Below are 19,797 nucleotides of genomic sequence, written 5' to 3' on the forward strand. Positions count from 1 at the left end.
AGCGTGGCGGGTACCCAGGTTGATCAGCAGCGCGTCGATCCCGCTTTCCGCGCGGAAGCAGGGCGCGCCGGACGAGTAGCTCTGGCATCCGACGCTCCCTTGCGCGATCTGAGCAACTCGGATGACCGAACTGCGCAACTATCGTGCACTGTGATCACCGTCGAAGTCAAGGAGCGGCGACTTTCGCGGGTCCGCACGCACGGTGACCGCGCGCATGGCAGCATCACGGCGAACGCCGTCAAGGCGGGCTTTTCGTGAAGGGGAGTGCAGTGCGGATCCTGTCGGTGGACCTCGGGACGTCCAACACCGTCGCCGTCCTTTCGGCGCACGGCATGCCGCCCCGGGTCGTCGAGGTGGACGGCTCGGCCAACATGCCGTCGGCGGTGTTCGCGACCGAAGAGGGCACGATCATGGTCGGCCGTGACGCCGAGCGCCGCGCCCGCCTCGACCCGACGCGCTTCGAGCCGAACCCCAAGCGCCGCATCGACGAACAGACCCTGCTGCTCGGCACCGACGTCGTCCCGGTGACCGACGCGCTGGCCGCCATCCTGCGCCGCGTGCTCGAAGAAACCTCTCGTCAGCTCGGCGGCGAGCAGCCCGACGAGGTCCGGCTGACCCACCCCGCGCAGTGGGGCCAGACCCGCCGCAACGTCCTGATGTCCGCCGCCCGGCTCGCCGGGATGGGCCAGAACATCCTGCTGGTGCCCGAACCCGTCGCCGCGGCGGCGCACTTCGCGTCGTTCCCCGGCAAGTCGCTGGCTCCCGGCCAGGCGCTCGCGGTCTACGACCTCGGGGCGGGCACCTTCGACGTCGCCGTCGTCGGCGCCACGCAGAACGGGTTCACCGTGCTCGCCGAGGACGGCCTGCCCGACCTCGGCGGCCTCGACGTCGACCAGGCGCTGATGGTGCACGTCGGGCGCGAGGTCTCGCACTCCGACCCGCAGCGCTGGCAGCGGCTGCTGCGTCCCGAGTCCACCGGCGACCGGCGCACCCGGCGTGCGCTGCAGGAGGACGTCAAGGCGGCCAAGGAGGCGCTGTCGCGGCACCCGCAGACCGAGGTGCCGATGCCCGAGCCGTTCAAGGACGTCCTCGTCACGCGCGGCGAGCTGGAAGGCCTGGTCCGGCCGGCCATGCTGCGCAGCGTCGAACTGCTCTCGCGGACGCTGCGCTCGTCCGGGCTGACTCCGGACCGGCTCGCGGGCATCTACCTCGTCGGCGGGTCGAGCCGGCTGCCGCTGGTCGGCACGATGATCGCGGAGAAGCTCGGTGTCGTGCCGGGCAGTCTCGACCAGCCGGAGACCGCGGTCGCGCTCGGGGCGCAGCACGTCGCCCGCGACGGCCTGGGGATGCGCACGCAGAACGTCGAAGGGGCGGTGGCCGCCGGTGCGCCGCACCGCCCGCAGTACGCGCCGCCGCCCCAGTACCCGGCCTACGCGCCGGCGAACTTCCCGCCCAGCGGCCCGCAGCCGGTGCCGTCCAACTTCCCCGCGTACTCGCCCGCCGCCGCGGATAAGGCGGCGCCTCGCGGGAAGAAGAAGCTGCTCATCGGCATCGCGGTCGCGGTCGTCGTGGTGCTCGCGGCCGGGCTGACCTTCTTCCTGACGTCGTCCTCCTCGACGACCACCTACACCGCCGACCAGTGCAGGACGCCGGGCCAGGCGGACGACAAGGGCCTCACCGGCTGCCTGCGCCAGCTCGCCGGGAAGATCGCCGACACCGGCGACTGCAAACCGGGCATGGGCAACGGCCCGGCGGCGCCGGCGGAGAACCTCGGGGTGGCCTCGACCTGCTCCGCGCCGGGCCGGGCGGGCACGCAGGTCACCTACGTCCAGGGCGCGAGCGCCGACACGCTCAAGCAGTACACGGACGGCCTGCTCACCTCGGCGGGCGGCGACCGCACCGAGGCCGACTGGGGCGGCAACGGGCTCAAGGGCCACTACTCGTCGGCCGCGGGCAAGACGGCGGCGGTTCTCGTATTCACGGTGTCGGACCGGCCGCTCGCCGGGTTCATCTACCAGCTGAACTCGAGCGACCAGGCCGAGGCGACGACGCCGGACACCCTGGCCAACTACTTCGAGGCGAGCGTCCAGCCGGGCGGGTAGGCAGTGGCCGGCAAGACGCCGCCAGGGAGGGTTCCGGCCTGCGTCGCCGAAGAGATCCGCCGGGGAGCCTCGACTTGCCGGGACCTCGGCTTCGGACGAGGTGAACGAGTCGTTCACGGCCTCCGGCGGCACGAGCCCCGCTTCGGGCGGCCTGGCGGGTAGCGAACGGACCGTTCGCGCCGTCCGGATAGAGTGGGTTCGATGCGGATCACGGTTTTCCGGCGGCTGATGGCCGAGGAGTTCGGCCCCGGGCGAGCCCAGGTGCTGGCCAGGGACCACGTGCTCAGCGCGCTCGGCGGCCGCACGGTCGACCAGGCGCTGACCGCGGGAATTCCGGCCAAAGAGGTCTGGCGCGAGGTCTGCGACGCCTTCGACGTCCCGCCCGAACGGCGCTGACCTGGGCGGATGTGCGCGATCCTGACCCGGGCGGGCGAAAATCATAGCGCAAGGGTGTGTCGCTGCCGACCTCGAACAGGTGTTCGTCTAAGGTGTTGTCCACATCGGGTCCAGCGATCCACAGATTGGGCGCCGCGCCTGGAATTGTCGGACCCCGCCGCTAGCGTCGGACCGGACAGCTGAAGAACAGACACAGAGAGCCCTCGACGGGGCTCGGACCAGCGAGGTGGACTTCCATGCCTGCAGCACCCGACAAGGACAAGGCGCTCGAGCTCGCGCTCGCGCAGATCGACAAGCAGTACGGCAAGGGCTCGGTCATGCGCCTCGGCGAAGAGGGCCGCGCGCCCATCGCCGTGATCCCCACCGGGGCGATCGCCCTCGACGTCGCGCTCGGCATCGGTGGCCTGCCCCGCGGCCGGGTCATCGAGGTCTACGGCCCGGAGTCCTCCGGTAAGACCACGGTCGCCCTGCACGCGGTGGCGAACGCGCAGCGCAACGGCGGCATCGCGGCGTTCATCGACGCGGAGCACGCGCTGGACCCCGACTACGCCAAGAAGCTCGGCGTGGACACCGACGCGCTGCTCGTGTCCCAGCCGGACACCGGTGAGCAGGCGCTGGAGATCGCGGACATGCTGATCCGCTCCGGCGCGCTCGACATCCTGGTCATCGACTCCGTGGCCGCGCTCGTGCCGCGCGCCGAGATCGAGGGCGAGATGGGCGACTCGCACGTCGGCCTCCAGGCCCGCCTGATGAGCCAGGCGCTGCGCAAGATCACCGGTGCCATGAACAACTCCGGCACCACCGCGATCTTCATCAACCAGCTGCGCGAGAAGATCGGCGTCATGTTCGGCTCCCCGGAGACCACGACCGGTGGCAAGGCGCTGAAGTTCTACGCCTCGATCCGGCTCGACGTGCGCCGCATCGAGACGCTCAAGGACGGCGGCGAGCCGGTCGGCAACCGCACCCGCGTCAAGGTCGTGAAGAACAAGATGGCCCCGCCCTTCAAGCAGGCCGAGTTCGACATCCTGTACGGCCAGGGCATCTCCCGCGAGGGTTCGCTCATCGACATGGGTGTCGACCAGGCGATCGTGCGCAAGTCCGGTGCCTGGTACACCTACGAGGGCGACCAGCTCGGCCAGGGCAAGGAGAACGCGCGGAAGTTCCTGCGCGAAAACCCGGACATCGCCAACGAGATCGAGAAGCGGATCAAGGAGAAGCTCGGCATCGGCGCGCAGGTCGACGCCGAAGCCGTCGAAGCCGTACCGGCGCCGGTCGACTTCTGAGGGGGAGACGACGGGATCGGGTGAGGTGTGCTCGCGGAGTGCGCTCGCCGTGATCCCTTCGCCGTGTCCTCCGGGGGTCGAACCCCCGGACCCCGCCAGGGGGCAAGCCCCCTGGACCCCCGCCGTGGCTGGGTTGCGCTGTGATGCTTGAGCTTTGAGGGCTCTGCGTGAACGAGGAGTGATCGAGGGTGGCGAGGGCGCCGAAGATTCCGCCGGCCGAGCTGCCTCCCGAGGAGCGGTACAAGAAGGCCAAGGAGATCTGTTACGACCTCCTGGCCGTGCGTGCGCGTACTCAGGAGGAGCTCCGGCAGGCCTTGCACCGCAAAGGGTTCGACGAGGAGACCAGCGAAACCCTGCTCGGCAAGCTCGACCGGGCAGGGCTGGTGAACGACGCGGAGTTCGCCGAGCTGTGGGTGAAGTCCCGGCACGAGACCCAGGGGCTGTCCCGCACCGCGCTCCTGGCCGAACTGCGGCGCAAGGGCGTCGACGACGAAGTCGCGGCGCAGGCGGCCGGTGAGGTCGATCGCGAGTCCGAGGAGCAGATGGCCAGGGAACTGGTCCGCAAGCGCCTCGGGTCGCTGGGCAACGTCGACGAGCAGACGGCGCTGCGCCGGCTGCTCGGCTTCCTGGCCCGCAAGGGCTACCCCCAGGGGCTGGCGTACACGGTGATCAAGGAGGAACTCCGCGAGTACGGCGCGGAGTCCACCCTCCTCGACGACGCCTACATCGACTGACCCCGAGCGACAATCTGGCCCGGGTCACCGCGGCGAAGGCTGCGAAAATGCCGAGTGTGCCGGTGCCGGCCGCGTTCGTCAGGCGGAGTTCGCGGACACCGCCTCCCGTGCCACCGGCCGCCGGCGGTCCGAGCGGTGCTTGCGGACCGTCAGTAACAGCACCGCGAGCAACCCCATCACCACGCACGTGACCACCGCCGACAGCACCAGGAACTCGTTCAGCTGCCCGGCCGCCAGGTACGCGCCCAAGGCCACCGCCACCAGGGCGCACACCGCGCGGTCCACGATGGACTCCATCGACAGCAGCGTCGCGCGGTAGCGGGAGTCCGGGATCGAGTCGTTCAGCAGCTGCTTCTGCACCGGGAACGAAATTCCCGTGGCCACCGCGAAGACGCACAACACCAGCACCGTCGGGAAGGAGCCCACGAACACGATCACGCCGAGGCAGAGCGCCATCACGATCGTCAGCGTGAACACCGTCCCCACCGGGCCGATCGCCCGGCGGAGCCGGTGTGGGCGGGCCGCGCCCAGGGCCTCGAAGACCGTCATCGCGGCCAGCGCCGCGCCGTACCAGTTCACCGACAGCGACTTCGACTCCAGGATCGGCTGGAACAGGTTCACCTGACAGATCCTGACCAGTGTGAACATCGCGATGCCCTGCACCATCAGCAGCATCAGCCACCGGGACGAGCGCAGCGCAGACAGCGCGCCGCCGACGCCCGCGACCAGTGAGGCCGTTTTACCGGCCACCTGGCGGCCGCCGGGGATCGCGGGGAGCTTCACCGCGAACGCCAGCGCCACCGCCGCGTTGATCGCCGTCAGCCAGTACGGTGACGGCAGGTTCCACGCCATCAGCAGGCCGATCACCGGCCAGTACACGATCTTGCCGACCAGGCTGTACGCGCGGCCGACGCCTTCGACCCGCAGATAGTGTTCCCCTGAGCCGGAGGCGTGCAGGTACTCGTACAGGTACGCGCTCTGCGCGCCGGACACCAGCGACCGCGCCAGCGCGATCAGGATGAAGTGCACCAGGAACCCGGTGTAGGAGCCGAGGAACACCGGCACCAGGTTCGCCGCCATCAGCACGCCGGCGCCGGCCGCCAGCGAAGTGCGGTAGTCGAACCGGTCGGCGATCATCCCGGTCGGGATCTCCAGCAGGCAGAACACGATGTAGTAGATGCTCTGGATGCCGAAGATCTCGCCGTCGGACAGGCCGGCGAGCTTCTGGTACTGGTAGAAGATCGGCACCCACAGCAGCAGGCCGAAGAAGAACTGGAACCCGTAGGTCAGCCGCACGGTGCGGCGGACGGCGGGGTTCGCGGGCAGGCGAAGGCCCAGCATGGTCGTGTCTCCCGGAAGATCAAACAGAATACGGACGCAGCTGCACGAGGTGGAGGTGCTCGCCGTCGGCGAGCCACTCGACGTCCACCGGCGAGCCGAACGTGTAGTCGGGCGAGAAGTGTCCCTGCAGCAGGCGGCCGGCGATGGCGAGCCGCTGCAGCTGGTCGTGCGCCCGCGAGTCGAGGTCCGACGTGGCGTCGCCGAGCGACACCGTGCGGCCGCCGCCCTCGACCGTCGAATACAGGTACTGCATGGGCAACGCCGAACCGTCGACGACGTCGGTCACGCGAGGCGACACGTTGACGTACACCGTGCGGAAGTCCGCGCGGTTCATCGGGTTCGTCGTCACCAGCACGCCGCCGAAGTCCGCCGCGACCTGCTCCTGGATCACCACGCCCATGTAGCACTCGTCGAGGGAGATGCCGGCCTGCCGGCGCAGCCGGACGCTGCGCACCGACACCAGCGAAGCCCAGACTTCCTTGACACTGGCGAAGATCCGTTCGGCTGTGGTGACGTGGTTGAGCGACTCGTAGATCCCGGCCGCCGAGAAGCCGGCCAGATCTTCGGCGTTCGACGAACTACGCACCACGAACGTCCGCACGCCGGCCAGCTGTGACACCAGCGCGGAGTCGATCTCCCCGGCCAGCGCGCCCGGCAGCCGCGCCGACCGGATCAGGCTCTGCAGCTCGACGCACAGCGGCTCGATCTCCCGCGCGTCCAGTTCCAGCGCCATCTTCAGCTTGCCGATCGCCTGCTGGATCCGCGGCGACGACTCCAGGAACCGCCGCTGCAGCGAGAACGGCAGCGCGATGCCGCGGGGCACGCGGACGTGGTCGTCGAGCAGCCGGCGGGCGGCGGCGCCCAGATCAGCGTCAAGAGGGACGTCCAGCAGCCGGGCCAGGTACGGCAGCAGGTTCTCCCGCGGCGGCCGCGGCACCTGGTAGAAGCCGAGCAACCGCTGCGACCCGTGCGCCAGCACGTGGTGCAGCTCGCCGAGGTTGGCCGCCTTGGTGCCGTAGCGGTACCGGTCGGCCGCGCGCAGCCGCGCCAGGTTCACGATCGGGCTGCGTTCGGACTCCGGTTCCTCCAGCGTGACGCGCTGGGCGTACCACTTCGGCGGCTCGGTCGAGGCCGGCTCGGCGATCTCCCGCAGCGAGAGCCCCTGAGCGTCCACTGTGTACTCGACCCACTTGCCGTCCAGCCCACGGCGGTCGATGTCGGCCAGCGCGCCGAGCTGGACGGCGTTCGGGATCTGCCAGCCGGTGGCGAGGACGTTGGTGTGCGACAACGGCGTCGTGTGCCGGGCGTTGACGATGCCCGACAGTCGCGGGATGTCGTCGGGCACGCGGTCCATCACGATGATGTCCGACCAGTCCAGCGTGGCGGCCCGGTAGTCGGCCTCGCTGCGGAACGCGCGCAGCCGGCCCGTGGCCGTGCCGGGGTTCAGCGCGACGAACGGCGCCGTCGAGAACAGCTCGTGCGCGAACACGCAGGGCAGCTCGCCCGGCGGGATCTCCCGGACGATCCGCTCCTGCAGCTGGTTGGCCGGCTTGAACACCAGCGGCAGCGCCGGGTCGACGTACCGCGCGACGAAGGCGTGGAACTCGCGGATCAGCGCGGCCGGCATGGTGTCGACCTCGACCGTCTCCAGCGAGAGCATCTGCGGGTGCCGGGCCAGGATGCCGAGCAGGAACCGGCGGTCCGGCGCGTGGTAGAAGTCCTGGTTGTAGACGTCGATCTCGGCGCGCACCCGTTCCCCGGGGACGCCGAGGATCTCTTCCCCGATATAGATCGCGTGAAAGGAATGGCGCGCGTCGTTCAGGAAGTGGATCACCGCGTTTTCGCGGTCCACCACGACCTTGACGAAGGAATAGCCGCCGAGGGTGCCGCCCAGCTGGTGGAGGGCGGACAGCGAAAGGCGTTCGCCGACGAGTGCGGCGACGTTCTCGGGGGCAGGACTGGGGGCGACCACATCGGTCAGGGACACCGGATCTCCTCGCTCGAAACAGCGAGGGGGAACGATAACAGGCCGGTAAATCACCCACTGGCGCCGCGAATGCTCCATTCAGTGGCACGGCCGGGCCATTCATGACCGCCGCCACACCCGCTCGGAGCACCGTTCCAGAAAGCTGGAACGGTGCTCCCGGTATGCGGACGCGCATTCCGCCGTTCGGGCGCGGCGATGACGCGGGGTGATCTCCGCTACAGCCGCGCGGCTTCCGCGGCCAGCTTCTCGATCGTCGCGACGTCGAGCGAGGCCGTCAGCCACGAGCCGCCGATGCAGCCGACGTTCGGCAGCGCCAGGTACGAAGGCGCCGAGGCCACCGTGATCCCGCCCGTCGGGCAGAACCTGAGCGAAGGCAACGGGCCCGCGATCGCCTTCAGGAACGCGACGCCACCGGACGCCTCCGCCGGGAAGAACTTCATCGCCGACAGCCCGCGTTCGCCCAGCCGCATCGCCTCCGACACCGTGCTCGCGCCGGGCAGGAACGGCAGCCCGGTTTCGAAGCACGCGTCGACGACGGCGTCGGTGCAGCCCGGCGTCACGAGGAACTTCGCGCCCGCGTCGGCGGCCTGCTTCGCGTGCTCGGGCGCGGTGACGGTGCCGGCGCCGACGACGATGTCCGGCACCTCGGCCGCGACGCGCTCGATCGCGGACAGCGCCGCCGGGGTGCGCAGGGTCAGCTCGATGACCCCGATCCCGCCGGCGAGCAGGGCCCGGGCCGTGGGCACGGCGTCGGCGGCGTCGTCGATCACCACGACGGGCATCACGGGGGACAGTTCGAGCAGGTCCTGACCGGTGGTCACTGACCGACCTCCTGGGTTTCCAGAGCGGGCATTCCGAAGTGCTCCGGCGTCAAGCCTCCGAACACCGAAGCGCCCTGGTCGGCGGGGCCGACGGCACGGCGCAACGGGGCGAACAGCTCTCGGCCGGTGCCGGTCCAGGATGCTTCGGACGGTGGGGAGTCCACAAGCTCACGGAGGGCGAGTTCTTCGTCACCGACCAGCACGTCGAGCGAGCCCGAGGAGGCGTCGAGCCGGATGACGTCGCCGTCGGCGATGCGCGCGATCGGGCCGCCCGCCGCGGCTTCCGGCGTCACCTGGATGGCCGCCGGGATCTTGCCCGACGCGCCCGACATCCGGCCGTCGGTGAGCAACGCCACGGCGTGCCCGCGGTCCATCAGCACACCCAGCGCGGGGGTGAGGCCGTGCAGCTCCGGCATGCCGTTCGCCCGCGGGCCCTGCTGCCGGACCACCACGACGACGTCGCGGTCCAGCTCGCCCGCTTCGAACGCGGCCGTGAACGCCTCCTGCGTCGTGAAGACCCGCGCCGGCGCCTGCACGACCCGGTGCTCGGGCGCCACCGCGGACACCTTGACCACCGCGCGGCCCAGGTTGCCCTCGACCATCCGCAGCCCGCCGTCCGCGGCGAAGGGCCGCCACGCCGGGCGCAGCACCTCTTCGTCGAGGCTGCGGGTGGGCACGTCGCGCCAGACCAGCTCGCCGTCGGACAGGATCGGCTCGGCCCGGTAGCGGTGCAGGCCGAACCCGGCCACGGTGTGCACGTCCTCGTGCAGCAGCCCGGCGTCGAGCAGCGTGCCGACCAGGAACTGGATGCCGCCGGCGGCGTGGAAGTGGTTGATGTCGGCGCTGCCGTTCGGGTAGACCCGCGCCAGCAGCGGCACGACAGCCGAGAGGTCGGAGAAGTCGTCCCAGGTCAGCTGGATACCCGCGGCCGCGGCGATCGCGACCAGGTGCATCGTGTGGTTGGTCGAGCCGCCCGTGGCGAGCAGCGCGATCACGCCGTTGACGAACGCCTTCTCGTCGAGGATCCGCGAGACCGGCGTGTACTCCTCGCCCCGCGAGATCGCGACGACGCGCCGGCCGGCCTCTTCGGTCAGGGCCTGACGCAGGGCCGAACCCGGCTGGACGAAGCTGGCGCCGGGCAGGTGCAGGCCCATCACCTCGACGACCATCTGGTTGGAGTTGGCCGTGCCGTAGAAGGTGCAGGTGCCGGCCGAGTGGTACGACGCCGCTTCGGCGTCGAGGAGGTCTTCGCGGGTCGCGAGACCCTCGGCGTACAGCTGGCGGACGCGGGCCTTCTCCTTGTTCGGCAGCCCGGAGTTCATCGGCCCGGCGGGCACGAGGATCGCCGGCAGGTGGCCGAAGGACAGCGCGCCGATCAGCAGACCCGGCACGATCTTGTCGCAGACGCCCAGCAGCAGCGATGCGTCGAACATGTCGTGGGACAGCGCGATCGCCGTCGACATCGCGATGACCTCGCGGCTGAACAGGGACAGCTCCATGCCCGCGCGGCCCTGGGTGATGCCGTCGCACATGGCCGGCACGCCGCCGGCGAACTGGGCGACACCTCCGGCGGAGCGCACCGACTTCTTCAGCCAGGCCGGGTACTCCTGCATCGGCTGGTGCGCCGAGAGCATGTCGTTGTAGGAAGACACGATCGCGACGCCGGGGGCGCGCGCGGCCCGCAGCGCCTCCTTGTCGACGCCGTCCATGGCGGCGAAGCCGTGGGCGAGGTTGCTGCAGGCGAGACCGCGGCGGACCGGGCCTTCCGCGTGCGCGGCGGCCGTGCGGTCGAGGTGAGCAGTGCGCGTCGCGGCACTGCGCGCGGCGATGCGGGCGGTGACTTCGGCGACGACTGGGTGCAGCGTGGTGGGAGTGGGGCTCATGTCCGGCTCCGGATCACTGGTGTGTGGTGGTCCGCGGGACGGCAGCGCTGGCGCCTCTGGGTCGTGACACTGGCCACAGTACCTCGTGAAAACGCCGAATCAAAATCGATTCAGAAGATCGACCCGCGTGACCCCGATCACCCCCAGAACCGTTAGTGTGCTAGTTGTCACACTGCACGACGCACGGTAAAGCCGTAGGGCGAGTGATCGTCCCTCCGGCTTCCGCCGGCCCCACCACACCCGGGAGGAATGATGTCCACCTCCGAGATCGCCGAGCTGCGGCGAACCATCGGCCAGCTCAGGCAGTGCGTCGGCGCACTGCGCTCGCGTTACGGCGACGCTTCGGCGGTCCGCCGGCTCGCCAACGACGTGGAGCGCCTCGACATCGACACCGCGGACCTCGACGGCATGCCGCTCGCGGTGCCGGCCCAGGCGAAGGCCGCGGAGCGTGTCCAAGTTCCCGACACGCCCTACGACCCGGCGCTCTGGCACGGCGCTGATGACGAAGGCGTCGGCGGCTACCAGCGCGACCAGCGGTGAGCGCTCCCGCTGACAACGGCGTCGGCACCGGCGTCCGGGCCCCCAAGCGGGCCCGGATCGCCGAGCGCACCCTCCGCACGGACCGGTGGTGGCTCCAGCCGCTGCTGACCGTGCTCGGACTGTCGGCGTTCATCATCTACGCGACGGTCCGGTCGTTCGTGCGCACCGCGTACTGGGTACCCGACTACCACTACCTGACGCCGTTCTACTCACCCTGCCTGTCGACGTCCTGCGTCGAGGGCTCGAGCCACTTCGGCCACTGGTTCGGCGACCTGCCCGGGTTCATCCCGCTCGGGTTCGTCGTGCTGCCGTTCCTGCTCGGGTTCCGCCTGACGTGCTACTACTACCGCAAGGCCTACTACCGGGCCGTCTGGTTCTCCCCGCCCGCCTGCGCGGTCGCGGAACCGCACGCGAAGTACACCGGCGAGACCCGGCTGCCGCTCATCATCCAGAACGTCCACCGCTACTTCTTCTACGTCGCGCTGATCGTCTCGCTGGTCAACACCTACGACGCGATCACGGCGTTCCACGGGAAGACCGGCGGCTTCGGCTTCGGGCTGGGCAACATCGTCCTGCTCGGCAACGTGATCCTGCTGTGGGCGTACACGCTTTCCTGCCACTCGTGCCGGCACGTGACCGGGGGCAGGCTGAAGCACTTCTCCAAGCACCCGGTGCGGTACTGGATCTGGACGCAGGTCACGAAGCTCAACACCCGCCACATGGCGCTGGCCTGGACGACGCTCGGCACGCTGGTGCTGACCGACTTCTACGTCATGCTCGTGGCCAGTGGAGCCATCGCGGACCTGAGATTCGTCAACTAGCGCGTCCCCTCTCCCGACAGTGCTCTCCCGACAAAGACGTCCCCAGTTCCGAGGTGGAATTCTTCTATGACCGAGGTCGAACGCCACAGCTACGACGTGGTGGTGATCGGGGCCGGCGGCGCCGGTCTGCGCGCCGTGATCGAAGCCCGCGAGCGCGGTTTCCGCGTGGCCGTCGTGTGCAAGTCCCTGTTCGGCAAGGCGCACACGGTGATGGCCGAGGGCGGGTGCGCGGCGTCGATGGGCAACGCGAACTCGAACGACAACTGGCAGGTCCACTTCCGCGACACCATGCGCGGCGGGAAGTTCCTCAACAACTGGCGGATGGCCGAGCTGCACGCCAAGGAGGCCCCCGACCGCGTCTGGGAGCTGGAGACCTACGGCGCGCTGTTCGACCGCACCGCCGACGGCCGGATCAGCCAGCGCAACTTCGGCGGGCACACCTACCCGCGGCTGGCGCACGTCGGTGACCGGACCGGGCTCGAGCTGATCCGCACGATGCAGCAGAAGATCGTTTCGCTGCAGCAGGAGGACTTCGCCGAAACCGGGGACTACGAGGCGAAGATCAAGGTCTTCGCCGAGTGCACGGTCACCGAGCTGCTCACCACGGACGGGAAGATCGCCGGCGCGTTCGGCTACTGGCGCGAGAGCGGCCGGTTCATCCTGTTCGAGGCGCCGGCGGTCGTGCTCGCCACCGGCGGCATCGGCAAGTCGTTCAAGGTGACGTCGAACTCGTGGGAGTACACCGGGGACGGCCACGCGCTGGCCCTGCGCGCGGGCGCGAAGCTGATCAACATGGAGTTCGTCCAGTTCCACCCGACCGGGATGGTCTGGCCGCCGAGCGTCAAGGGCATCCTCGTCACCGAGGGCGTGCGCGGCGACGGCGGCGTGCTCAAGAACTCCGACGGCAAGCGGTTCATGTTCGAGTACGTGCCCGAGGTCTTCAAGGGCCAGTACGCCGAAAGCGAAGAGGAAGCCGACCGCTGGTACGCCGACGCGGACAACAACCGGCGCACGCCGGACCTGCTGCCCCGCGACGAGGTCGCCCGCGCGATCAACTCCGAGGTCAAGGAGGGGCGCGGCTCCCCGCACGGCGGCGTCTTCCTCGACATCGCCAGCCGGCTGCCGACCGAGGAGATCAAGAAGCGGCTGCCGTCGATGTACCACCAGTTCAAGGAGCTGGCGGACGTCGACATCACGGCGGAGCCGATGGAGGTCGGCCCGACCTGCCACTACGTCATGGGCGGCATCGAGGTCGACCCGGACACGGCCGCGGCGAGCGTGCCCGGCCTGTTCGCGGCCGGCGAATGCTCGGGTGGCATGCACGGGTCCAACCGGCTCGGCGGCAACTCGCTGTCGGACCTGCTGGTGTTCGGCCGCCGCGCGGGACTCGGCGCCGCCGAGTACGTGCTCGGCCTCGACGGCCGGCCCGCGGTCGCGCAGTCCGATGTGGACGCGGCGGCGAAGATGGCGCTCGCGCCGTTCGACCCGCCCGAGGGCGCGACAGCCGAGAACCCGTACACCCTGCACACCGAGCTGCAGCAGTCGATGAACGACCTGGTCGGCATCATCCGCAAGGCCGGGGAGATCGAGCAGGCGCTGGAGAAGCTGGGCGAGCTGCGGCAGCGGATCCTGCGCGTCACGGTCGAAGGGCACCGGCAGTTCAACCCCGGCTGGCACCTCGCGATCGACCTGCGCAACATGCTGATGGTCAGCGAGTGCGTCGCGAAGGCCGCGTTGACGCGGACCGAGAGCCGCGGCGGGCACACGCGGGACGACTTCCCGGGCATGGACGCCGAGTGGCGGCACAAGCTGCTGGTGTGCTCGTCGTCGCCGGGTGACAACCCCGTTGTCCCGGACATCGACGTCGTGGTGAAGGAGCAGGTCCCGCTGCGGCAGGACCTGCTGGAGCTGTTCGAGTTCGGCGAGCTCGGGAAGTACTACACCGACGACGAGCTCGAAGCGCACCCCGGGAGCAAGGCATGAGCGAGCTTGCGAATGAATCATTCACCACAGCGCTTCCGGCTCAGGCGGCACCGAGCGCCAGCGAGGTGTGCGCATGAGCTACAAGGCGAGCTTCCGCGTCTGGCGCGGCGACGACACCGGCGGCGGGCTGCAGGACTTCACGGTGGAGGTCAACGAGGGCGAGGTCGTCCTCGACATCATCCACCGGCTGCAGGCCACCCAGGCGTCGGACCTCGCCGTGCGCTGGAACTGCAAGGCGGGCAAGTGCGGTTCGTGCTCGGCGGAGATCAACGGCAAGCCGCGGCTGCTGTGCATGACGCGGATGTCGACGTTCACCGAGGAAGAGGTGATCACGGTGACGCCGATGCGGACGTTCCCGGTGATCCGCGACCTCGTCACCGACGTGTCGTTCAACTACACGAAGGCGCGGGAGATCCCGTCGTTCACCCCGCCCGCGGACCTGAAGCCCGGTGAGTACCGGATGCAGCAGGTGGACGTCGAGCGGTCGCAGGAGTTCCGGAAGTGCATCGAGTGCTTCCTGTGCCAGAACACCTGCCACGTCGTGCGCGACCACGAGGAGAACAAGGAGTCCTTCGCCGGGCCGCGGTACCTGATGCGCATCGCCGAGCTGGAGATGCACCCGCTCGACGTCGCGGACCGCCGTGACGCGGCGCAGGAGGAGCACGGCCTCGGCTACTGCAACATCACCAAGTGCTGTAGCGAGGTCTGCCCGGAAGGCATCCACATCACCGACAACGCGCTCATCCCGATGAAGGAGCGCGTCGCCGACCGCAAGTACGACCCGATCGTGTGGCTGGGCAACAAGCTCTTCCGCCGGGACAAGTAGGACTTTTCCCCGACGCTCGCGAACCGCGCCCAAGCCGGTTCGCGAGCGTCTTTTTCGCCCGTGCCAGAGTGGGGGCATGGAGATCGAGCTGCTGCCGCCGTCCGCCGGTGCCGCGGTGATCGCGCGGATCACCGCGCTGGTCAACCAGGTCTACGCCGAGTCCGACAAGGGGCTGTGGCGGGGGAGCATCGATCGGACGTCGGTCGACGAGGTCACGGGGTTTGTCCGGGCGGGAGAAATCGCCGTCGCTCTCGTGGACGGTGACCTCGCCGGCTCGGTCCGGCTTCGGCGGCTCGACGCTGCGACCGGCGAGTTCGGCATGCTCGCGGCCGACCCCGCGCGGCGCGGGCTCGGCATCGGACGCGAACTGGTCGCCTTCGCCGAGCGGGCGAGCCGGGACGCGGGCTGCCGCGAAATGCAGCTGGAACTGCTCGTGCCGCGCGAGTGGACGCATCCGGCGAAGCAGTTCCTCGCCGAGTGGTACGACCGGCTCGGCTACCGCGTGACGCGCCGCGCCGACCTCGCCGAGGACTACCCGCACCTCGTGCCGTCGCTGGCCACGCCGTGCGATTTCCTCAGCTACCGCAAGGAACTCGCGTGACGCTGCTCGCCGGGGCGCGCGTGTTCGACCCGGAGACCGGCGAGACGACCCGCGCCGACGTCCGGCTGGACGGCTCGCGGATCGCCGAGGTCGGGCCGGGCCTCGACGGTGACAAGCGCGTCGACTGTTCCGGCGGGCTGCTGATCCCGGGGCTCATCGACTGCCACGTGCACGTCGCGTTCCGGCGGCCCGAGTCCTTGCCGCGAAGCGCGCGCATCCTCGAAGCCGTGCCGGTGCTGCGCCGGTTGCTGACGCGCGGAATCACCACCGTGCGTGACGCCTGGGGCGCCGACGCCGGCTTCAAGCACGCCCTGCGGGAAGGCTGGATCACGGGACCGGATCTGCTGGTCAGCCTGCGTCAGCTGGGGCCGACCGGCGGGCTCGGCGACGTCTGGGACCCGGCCACGGGCGCCGTCGACAACTACGGCGACCCGTCGCTGCCGGACCCGCTGTTCGACGGGCCGGACGCCGGCCGTGCCGCCGTCCGCCGGATGGTGCGCGCGGGCGCCGACTGGATCAAGGTCGGCGCGAGCGGGTCGATGCGCGCGGTTCGCGCCGGCGTGGACGTCCGCCCGACCGACGACGAGCTCGCCGCCGTGGTCGACGAGGCCGGCCGCTGCGGCCGCGATGTCCTGGCCCACGCGCACACCGCTTCGGCGGTGATGTCGGCGGCCCGCGCCGGGGTGCGCAGCATCGAGCACGGCACCTTCCTCGACGACGACGCCGTCGCGGCCCTGGCGAACGCCTGGTACGTACCGACCCTGTCGCCGATGAGCGACACCGAGTTCGCCGGCACGCACCGGCGTTCGCTGCGCCTCGCGGTGGAGGCTGGCGTCCGGATCGCCGCCGGATCCGACCTCGCCCCGCGTCCCCATATCGACTTGACGACCGAGCTGCGCCTGCTGGCCGAGGTCCTCGGCGACGCGGCGGCCCTCAAGGCAGCCACCTCGGAAGCGGCCCGCCTGCTCCGGCTCGACGACGACCGTGGCCGCCTCGAGCCGGGCCTGCGCGCGGACCTCGTCCTGCTCGACGGCACGCACCTGGACGTGATGGACCTGCCCGGCAGGATCCGCGCCGTCTGGCACCACGGCGACCGGGTCGGTGCACTCAATTCGCCATGAGATCGAACTCCTCGGCCAGCCGGACCAGGAACTCCCGGGATTCTCGTTCGGACAGGGCAGCCTGCTCCAGCCGGGTGCGCAGGACGTAGAAGGCTTCGACCGCCACGCGTTCGTCGATGAACAACCCGGCGGTGAAGGTCTCTTCGTAGGCCACCGGTGGATGTTCGGCGAACTCGAGGATCGTGAACCGGCTGCCGACCAGGTGGTACGGCGGCGCGGACGCGGGGACGACCCGGATGGTGCAGTGTGGGAGGTTGGTGGCCAGCACCAGGTACTGCAGCTGTTCGTGCATCAGGGCCGGGTCGCGCAGGATCGATCTCAGGGTGTGCTCGTAGACGAAGTAGAGGCACTGCGGTGGGTTCCGGCGCTGCAGCAGCCGTTGCCGATCGATCCTCGCCTGGACGAGCAGCTTCAGCCGGTCCGTGGTGTACCGCCCGGACAGCTCGTAGACGGTCCGCACGTAGTCTTCGGTCTGGAGCATGCCGGGCAGGGCCATCGGGCTGTTCGAGATCACCGCCGTCGCGAGGTTTTCCTGGATGATGAGGGACTTCATCGGGTCGACGAGCCGGTCGAAGTACGGCCGCACCCAGTACAGCTCGCTCGGTGGCCCGGTCAGGTGCAGCAGCCGCTCGCGTTCGGCGGCCTCGGTTCCGCAGTGCGCGAGGTAGATCGCCGCGTCAATCGGCGAGATCCGGCGGCCGTTCTCCCAGCCGGACACCTTCGACGCCGACCAGTGGGCGCGCCGGGCCACCTCGCGCAGCGACATCTGCTTGGCCTCGCGCTGGGACTTCAGTTCGACGCCCATCTCCCGGGTGCGCACCGTGCTCTTTTCGGTCATGCCCGCACGCTAAAGGCAACCACCGACAAAACGGCCCGTGCCGCGCAGGGGTTCACCGGAACGGATGTTGCTGTTCTGCCTGTGCGACAACGGATTCCGCGCGCGAAGCGCTGCGAAGCACCTTCAGATAATGAAGCGCGCTTCGCACCTTTCGCGAGTCACAATGGCGTTCATGACGTTCATTCCCGGAATCGAACTGAGCCGCCGCTTCTACACCGAAGCCGTCGCGCCCGTCGTCGGCGGGCCGCACAGCGCCGCGCTGGTCGGGCCCGGTTCGGAAGTCCTCGGCTTCGACACCGGCCGTTCCACCGACCACGACTGGACCGCCCGCGTCTTCCTCTTCCTCCCGGAACCGCGCCAACTTCCGATGCCGGCCACTTTCCTCGGGCATCCGGTGAAGCTGGTCGTCGGGACGCTCGACGGCTGGACGCGCGGCTTCCTCGGCTTCGACCCGCGGCACCCGGCGCCGCGCGACTGGCTCGCCACCCCGGCCCAGGTCTTCGCCGAGTTCACCGGAGGCGCCGTCTTCCACGACGACCTCGGGTTCGAGCGGCTCAGGCAGCGCGTCGCCTGGTACCCGGACGACGTCTGGCGCTACGTCCTCGCCTGCCAGTGGCAGCGGATCGGCCAGGAAGAGGCCTTCGTCGGACGCTGCGGGGAGGTCGGCGACGAACTGGGGTCGGCCGTCGTCGCGGCGCGGCTCGTGCGGGACCTCATGCGGCTGTGCCTGCTGATGGCCCGCCGGTACCCGCCGTACGGCAAGTGGCTCGGCAGCGCCTTCGCGCGGCTGCCCGCGGCCGCCACGCTGTCGCCGCACCTCACCGGCGCCCTCGCGGCGACGACGTGGCCGGAGCGCGAACGGCACCTCGTCGCGGCCTGGGAGTACGTCGCCGGGTTGCACAACGCGCTCGGCCTGACCGACCGGGTGGACCCGCGGGCCAGGCCGTTCTTCGACCGGCCGTTCCAGGTCATCGACGCGGGACGGTTCGTCACGCCGCTGCTGGCCGGGACCTCCGTGATGTACCCGATCGGGGCGATCGACCAGTTCGTGGACAGCACCGACGCGCTCGGGCACCGCGAGCTGACCCGCGCGGTGGTTGACTGCGTACATGGCTGAACCGAAACGGCGGGACCTGGCCGCCCTGCTGCTGGCGCTGACCGTCGTGACCGGCGTCGTCGACGCGGTCAGCTTCCTCGGGCTGGGCCGGGTGTTCGTGGCCAACATGACCGGGAACGTCGTCTTCCTCGGGTTCGCGGCGGCGGGGGAGTCGACGCTGTCGGTGCTCGCGTCGCTGACCGCGGTGCTGGCGTTCCTGGCGGGCGCGCTCGCCGGCGGGCGGCTGGCCCGGCGCGAAGACGACTACGACACCCTTCGCCAGGCGACCGCGGTCCAGGCGGCGCTGATCGCGGTGGCGGTCGTGCTGTCCGCGACCCTCGGCAGCGGCACGCGGCTCGGGAGCGAGCTGCTGATCGTCGCGCTGGGCGTGGCGATGGGCCTGCAGAACGCGGCGGTCCGCCGGATCGGCGCGCCCGACCTGACGACGACGGTCCTGACGATGACGCTGACGGGCTTCGCGGCGGACTCGAAGGCGGCCGGCGGGCCGGGGTCGCACCCGCTGCGGAAGGTGGTCGCCGTGGCCGCGATGCTGGTGGGCGCCTTCGCGGGTGGCCTGCTGCAGCTGCACGTCGCGATGTGGACGGCGCTCACGCTGGCCCTGGTGCTCGTGCTCGGGGTGCTGGTGGTGCTGCAGGTCGCCCGGCGGCCGGCCGCCGGATGATCAGCCGAGCGCGCGGCCGCCGTCGACCAGGAGGCGCTGGCCGGTGATGAAGCCCGTGTCCTTCGAGGCGAAGAAGCTCACCGCCGCGGCGACGTCCTCCGGGGTCCCCAGCCGGCCCGCCGGCACGCCCGCCAGATAGGCCTCGCGCTCGGCTTGCGGGACGTCCGCGTGGCGCTCCACCGGCACGAAACCCGGGGCCACCGAGTTGACCGTGATGCCGTCCGGGGCCAGTTCGCGGGCCCATGACCGGGCCAGGCCGACCTGGGCCGCCTTGGCCGTCGCGTACGCCGAACGGCCGGGTGGCGGGCGCTCGGCGACCTCCGAATCGATGTGGATGATCCGGCCGTAGCCGCGGGCGCGCATGCCCGGGAGCACCGCGTGCCCCAGCAGCACCGGCGAACGCACGAAGAAGTCCAGGTGCCCCAGGTGATCCGACCAGTCCACATCGGACAGCAGGACGTCCGGCTGCGGGCCCGTCGCGTTGAGCACCAGCACGGTGATCGAGCCCAGCAACGCCGTCACCGCGTCGACCAGTTCGCCGACCTGGTGCCGGTCGGTGACGTCGGCGGCGAAGGCGGCGGCCTTGCCGCCCTCGGCGAGGACGCCCTCCGCGGCGGTCTCGAGGTCGGGGTCGTCGTGCAGCGCGTTCACCGCCACCGCGAACCCGTCGCGGGCCAGCCGCCGGGCGATCGTCCGGCCCAGTCCTCGGGAACTTCCGGTCACCAGTGCGACGCCCATGGCC

At 70.4% G+C, this 19,797-nt stretch carries 19 protein-coding genes; 13 read left to right on the forward strand and 6 right to left on the reverse strand.

What is annotated here, in order from left to right:
* The first annotated feature begins 3 nt into the window (after positions 1-3).
* From ACZ4TR_RS24125 to ACZ4TR_RS24145, 5 genes are all read left to right on the forward strand, one after another.
* The gene (locus ACZ4TR_RS24125) at positions 4-258 is read left to right on the forward strand and encodes a hypothetical protein (protein WP_465289125.1); all 255 of its coding nucleotides are present in this window, start codon (positions 4-6) and stop codon (positions 256-258) included.
* Positions 259-269: 11 nt separating this feature from the next.
* Positions 270-2,102 carry an Hsp70 family protein gene (locus ACZ4TR_RS24130; protein WP_465289736.1) on the forward strand — a complete coding sequence of 611 codons (1,833 nt, stop codon included), beginning with the start codon at positions 270-272 and terminating at the stop codon, positions 2,100-2,102.
* 201 nt (positions 2,103-2,303) lie between these two features.
* Positions 2,304-2,498 carry a DUF3046 domain-containing protein gene (locus ACZ4TR_RS24135; protein ID WP_364522678.1) on the forward strand — a complete coding sequence of 65 codons (195 nt, stop codon included), beginning with the start codon at positions 2,304-2,306 and terminating at the stop codon, positions 2,496-2,498.
* A 236-nt stretch (positions 2,499-2,734) separates the two neighbouring features.
* Positions 2,735-3,781: a recombinase RecA gene (recA, locus tag ACZ4TR_RS24140; RefSeq protein ID WP_465289126.1), complete on the forward strand. Its 1,047-nt coding sequence runs from the start codon at positions 2,735-2,737 to the stop codon at positions 3,779-3,781.
* 206 nt (positions 3,782-3,987) lie between these two features.
* The gene (locus ACZ4TR_RS24145) at positions 3,988-4,515 is read left to right on the forward strand and encodes a regulatory protein RecX (protein ID WP_284741286.1); all 528 of its coding nucleotides are present in this window, start codon (positions 3,988-3,990) and stop codon (positions 4,513-4,515) included.
* A gap of 78 nt (positions 4,516-4,593) precedes the next feature.
* Here ACZ4TR_RS24145 and ACZ4TR_RS24150 read toward each other — a convergent pair whose 3' ends face one another.
* From ACZ4TR_RS24150 to edd, 4 genes are all read right to left on the reverse strand, one after another.
* Positions 4,594-5,856 carry an MFS transporter gene (locus ACZ4TR_RS24150; protein ID WP_465289127.1) on the reverse strand — a complete coding sequence of 421 codons (1,263 nt, stop codon included), beginning with the start codon at positions 5,854-5,856 and terminating at the stop codon, positions 4,594-4,596.
* Positions 5,857-5,875: 19 nt separating this feature from the next.
* A complete protein-coding gene (locus ACZ4TR_RS24155) occupies positions 5,876-7,843 on the reverse strand; it encodes a PEP/pyruvate-binding domain-containing protein (protein ID WP_465289128.1) in 1,968 nt (655 codons plus the stop codon).
* Between the two features lie 215 nt (positions 7,844-8,058).
* On the reverse strand, positions 8,059-8,664 hold the full coding sequence (eda, locus tag ACZ4TR_RS24160) for a bifunctional 4-hydroxy-2-oxoglutarate aldolase/2-dehydro-3-deoxy-phosphogluconate aldolase (protein ID WP_465289129.1): 606 nt from the start codon (positions 8,662-8,664) through the stop codon (positions 8,059-8,061).
* Positions 8,661-10,547, reverse strand: a complete 1,887-nt coding sequence (edd, locus tag ACZ4TR_RS24165; protein ID WP_465289130.1) for a phosphogluconate dehydratase — start codon at positions 10,545-10,547, stop codon at positions 8,661-8,663. Before edd ends, eda begins: the two co-directional genes overlap by 4 nt.
* Before the next feature lie 252 nt (positions 10,548-10,799).
* Here edd and ACZ4TR_RS24170 point away from each other — a divergent pair, with 252 nt between their 5' ends.
* The 6 genes from ACZ4TR_RS24170 (at position 10,800) to ACZ4TR_RS24195 (ending at position 16,439) form a co-directional block, all read left to right on the forward strand.
* Positions 10,800-11,087, forward strand: coding sequence for a hypothetical protein (locus ACZ4TR_RS24170; protein ID WP_465289131.1), 288 nt, complete (start codon positions 10,800-10,802; stop codon positions 11,085-11,087).
* On the forward strand, positions 11,084-11,908 hold the full coding sequence (locus ACZ4TR_RS24175) for a hypothetical protein (RefSeq protein WP_364522664.1): 825 nt from the start codon (positions 11,084-11,086) through the stop codon (positions 11,906-11,908). The genes ACZ4TR_RS24170 and ACZ4TR_RS24175 overlap by 4 nt, the downstream gene beginning before the upstream one ends.
* Positions 11,909-11,974: 66 nt before the next feature.
* Entirely contained in the window at positions 11,975-13,891 is a 1,917-nt protein-coding gene (locus tag ACZ4TR_RS24180; protein WP_465289132.1) for a fumarate reductase/succinate dehydrogenase flavoprotein subunit, read from the forward strand.
* Positions 13,892-13,964: 73 nt separating this feature from the next.
* Positions 13,965-14,717, forward strand: a complete 753-nt coding sequence (locus tag ACZ4TR_RS24185) for a succinate dehydrogenase/fumarate reductase iron-sulfur subunit (RefSeq protein WP_451973914.1) — start codon at positions 13,965-13,967, stop codon at positions 14,715-14,717.
* A 76-nt stretch (positions 14,718-14,793) separates the two neighbouring features.
* Positions 14,794-15,318, forward strand: a complete 525-nt coding sequence (locus ACZ4TR_RS24190) for a GNAT family N-acetyltransferase (RefSeq protein ID WP_465289133.1) — start codon at positions 14,794-14,796, stop codon at positions 15,316-15,318.
* Positions 15,315-16,439 (forward strand): amidohydrolase family protein, encoded by a 1,125-nt coding sequence (locus ACZ4TR_RS24195; RefSeq protein ID WP_465289134.1) that lies wholly within the window; start codon positions 15,315-15,317, stop codon positions 16,437-16,439. The genes ACZ4TR_RS24190 and ACZ4TR_RS24195 overlap by 4 nt, the downstream gene beginning before the upstream one ends.
* On the opposite strand, the gene ACZ4TR_RS24200 is transcribed toward ACZ4TR_RS24195, so the two are convergent.
* On the reverse strand, positions 16,426-17,277 hold the full coding sequence (locus tag ACZ4TR_RS24200; RefSeq protein WP_364522654.1) for a helix-turn-helix domain-containing protein: 852 nt from the start codon (positions 17,275-17,277) through the stop codon (positions 16,426-16,428). The genes ACZ4TR_RS24195 and ACZ4TR_RS24200 overlap by 14 nt on opposite strands.
* A 172-nt stretch (positions 17,278-17,449) precedes the next feature.
* On the opposite strand from ACZ4TR_RS24200, the gene ACZ4TR_RS24205 reads away from it, so the two are divergent.
* Both ACZ4TR_RS24205 and ACZ4TR_RS24210 read left to right on the forward strand, forming a co-directional pair.
* Positions 17,450-18,394 carry a DUF4037 domain-containing protein gene (locus ACZ4TR_RS24205; protein ID WP_465289135.1) on the forward strand — a complete coding sequence of 315 codons (945 nt, stop codon included), beginning with the start codon at positions 17,450-17,452 and terminating at the stop codon, positions 18,392-18,394.
* Positions 18,387-19,055, forward strand: a complete 669-nt coding sequence (locus tag ACZ4TR_RS24210; RefSeq protein ID WP_465289136.1) for a YoaK family protein — start codon at positions 18,387-18,389, stop codon at positions 19,053-19,055. Before ACZ4TR_RS24205 ends, ACZ4TR_RS24210 begins: the two co-directional genes overlap by 8 nt.
* Here the strand turns inward: ACZ4TR_RS24210 and ACZ4TR_RS24215 are convergent, their stop codons facing one another.
* Positions 19,056-19,793 (reverse strand): SDR family NAD(P)-dependent oxidoreductase, encoded by a 738-nt coding sequence (locus tag ACZ4TR_RS24215; protein ID WP_465289137.1) that lies wholly within the window; start codon positions 19,791-19,793, stop codon positions 19,056-19,058. It abuts the gene before it with no gap.
* Between the last annotated feature and the right edge of the window lie 4 nt (positions 19,794-19,797).

Source organism: Amycolatopsis sp. NPDC028719 (assembly GCF_055565395.1).

What these genes read in the sequence shown, in the direction of transcription:
- ACZ4TR_RS24135 (WP_364522678.1), top strand. Translation starts at nt 2,304, where the DNA reads ATGCGGATCACGGTTTTCCGGCGGCTGATGGCCGAGGAGTTCGGCCCC.
- recA (WP_465289126.1), top strand. Translation starts at nt 2,735, where the DNA reads ATGCCTGCAGCACCCGACAAGGACAAGGCGCTCGAGCTCGCGCTCGCG.
- ACZ4TR_RS24150 (WP_465289127.1), bottom strand. Translation starts at nt 5,856, where the DNA reads ATGCTGGGCCTTCGCCTGCCCGCGAACCCCGCCGTCCGCCGCACCGTG.
- edd (WP_465289130.1), bottom strand. Translation starts at nt 10,547, where the DNA reads ATGAGCCCCACTCCCACCACGCTGCACCCAGTCGTCGCCGAAGTCACC.
- ACZ4TR_RS24170 (WP_465289131.1), top strand. Translation starts at nt 10,800, where the DNA reads ATGTCCACCTCCGAGATCGCCGAGCTGCGGCGAACCATCGGCCAGCTC.
- ACZ4TR_RS24180 (WP_465289132.1), top strand. Translation starts at nt 11,975, where the DNA reads ATGACCGAGGTCGAACGCCACAGCTACGACGTGGTGGTGATCGGGGCC.
- ACZ4TR_RS24185 (WP_451973914.1), top strand. Translation starts at nt 13,965, where the DNA reads ATGAGCTACAAGGCGAGCTTCCGCGTCTGGCGCGGCGACGACACCGGC.
- ACZ4TR_RS24190 (WP_465289133.1), top strand. Translation starts at nt 14,794, where the DNA reads ATGGAGATCGAGCTGCTGCCGCCGTCCGCCGGTGCCGCGGTGATCGCG.
- ACZ4TR_RS24200 (WP_364522654.1), bottom strand. Translation starts at nt 17,277, where the DNA reads ATGACCGAAAAGAGCACGGTGCGCACCCGGGAGATGGGCGTCGAACTG.
- ACZ4TR_RS24205 (WP_465289135.1), top strand. Translation starts at nt 17,450, where the DNA reads ATGACGTTCATTCCCGGAATCGAACTGAGCCGCCGCTTCTACACCGAA.
- ACZ4TR_RS24210 (WP_465289136.1), top strand. Translation starts at nt 18,387, where the DNA reads ATGGCTGAACCGAAACGGCGGGACCTGGCCGCCCTGCTGCTGGCGCTG.
- ACZ4TR_RS24215 (WP_465289137.1), bottom strand. Translation starts at nt 19,793, where the DNA reads ATGGGCGTCGCACTGGTGACCGGAAGTTCCCGAGGACTGGGCCGGACG.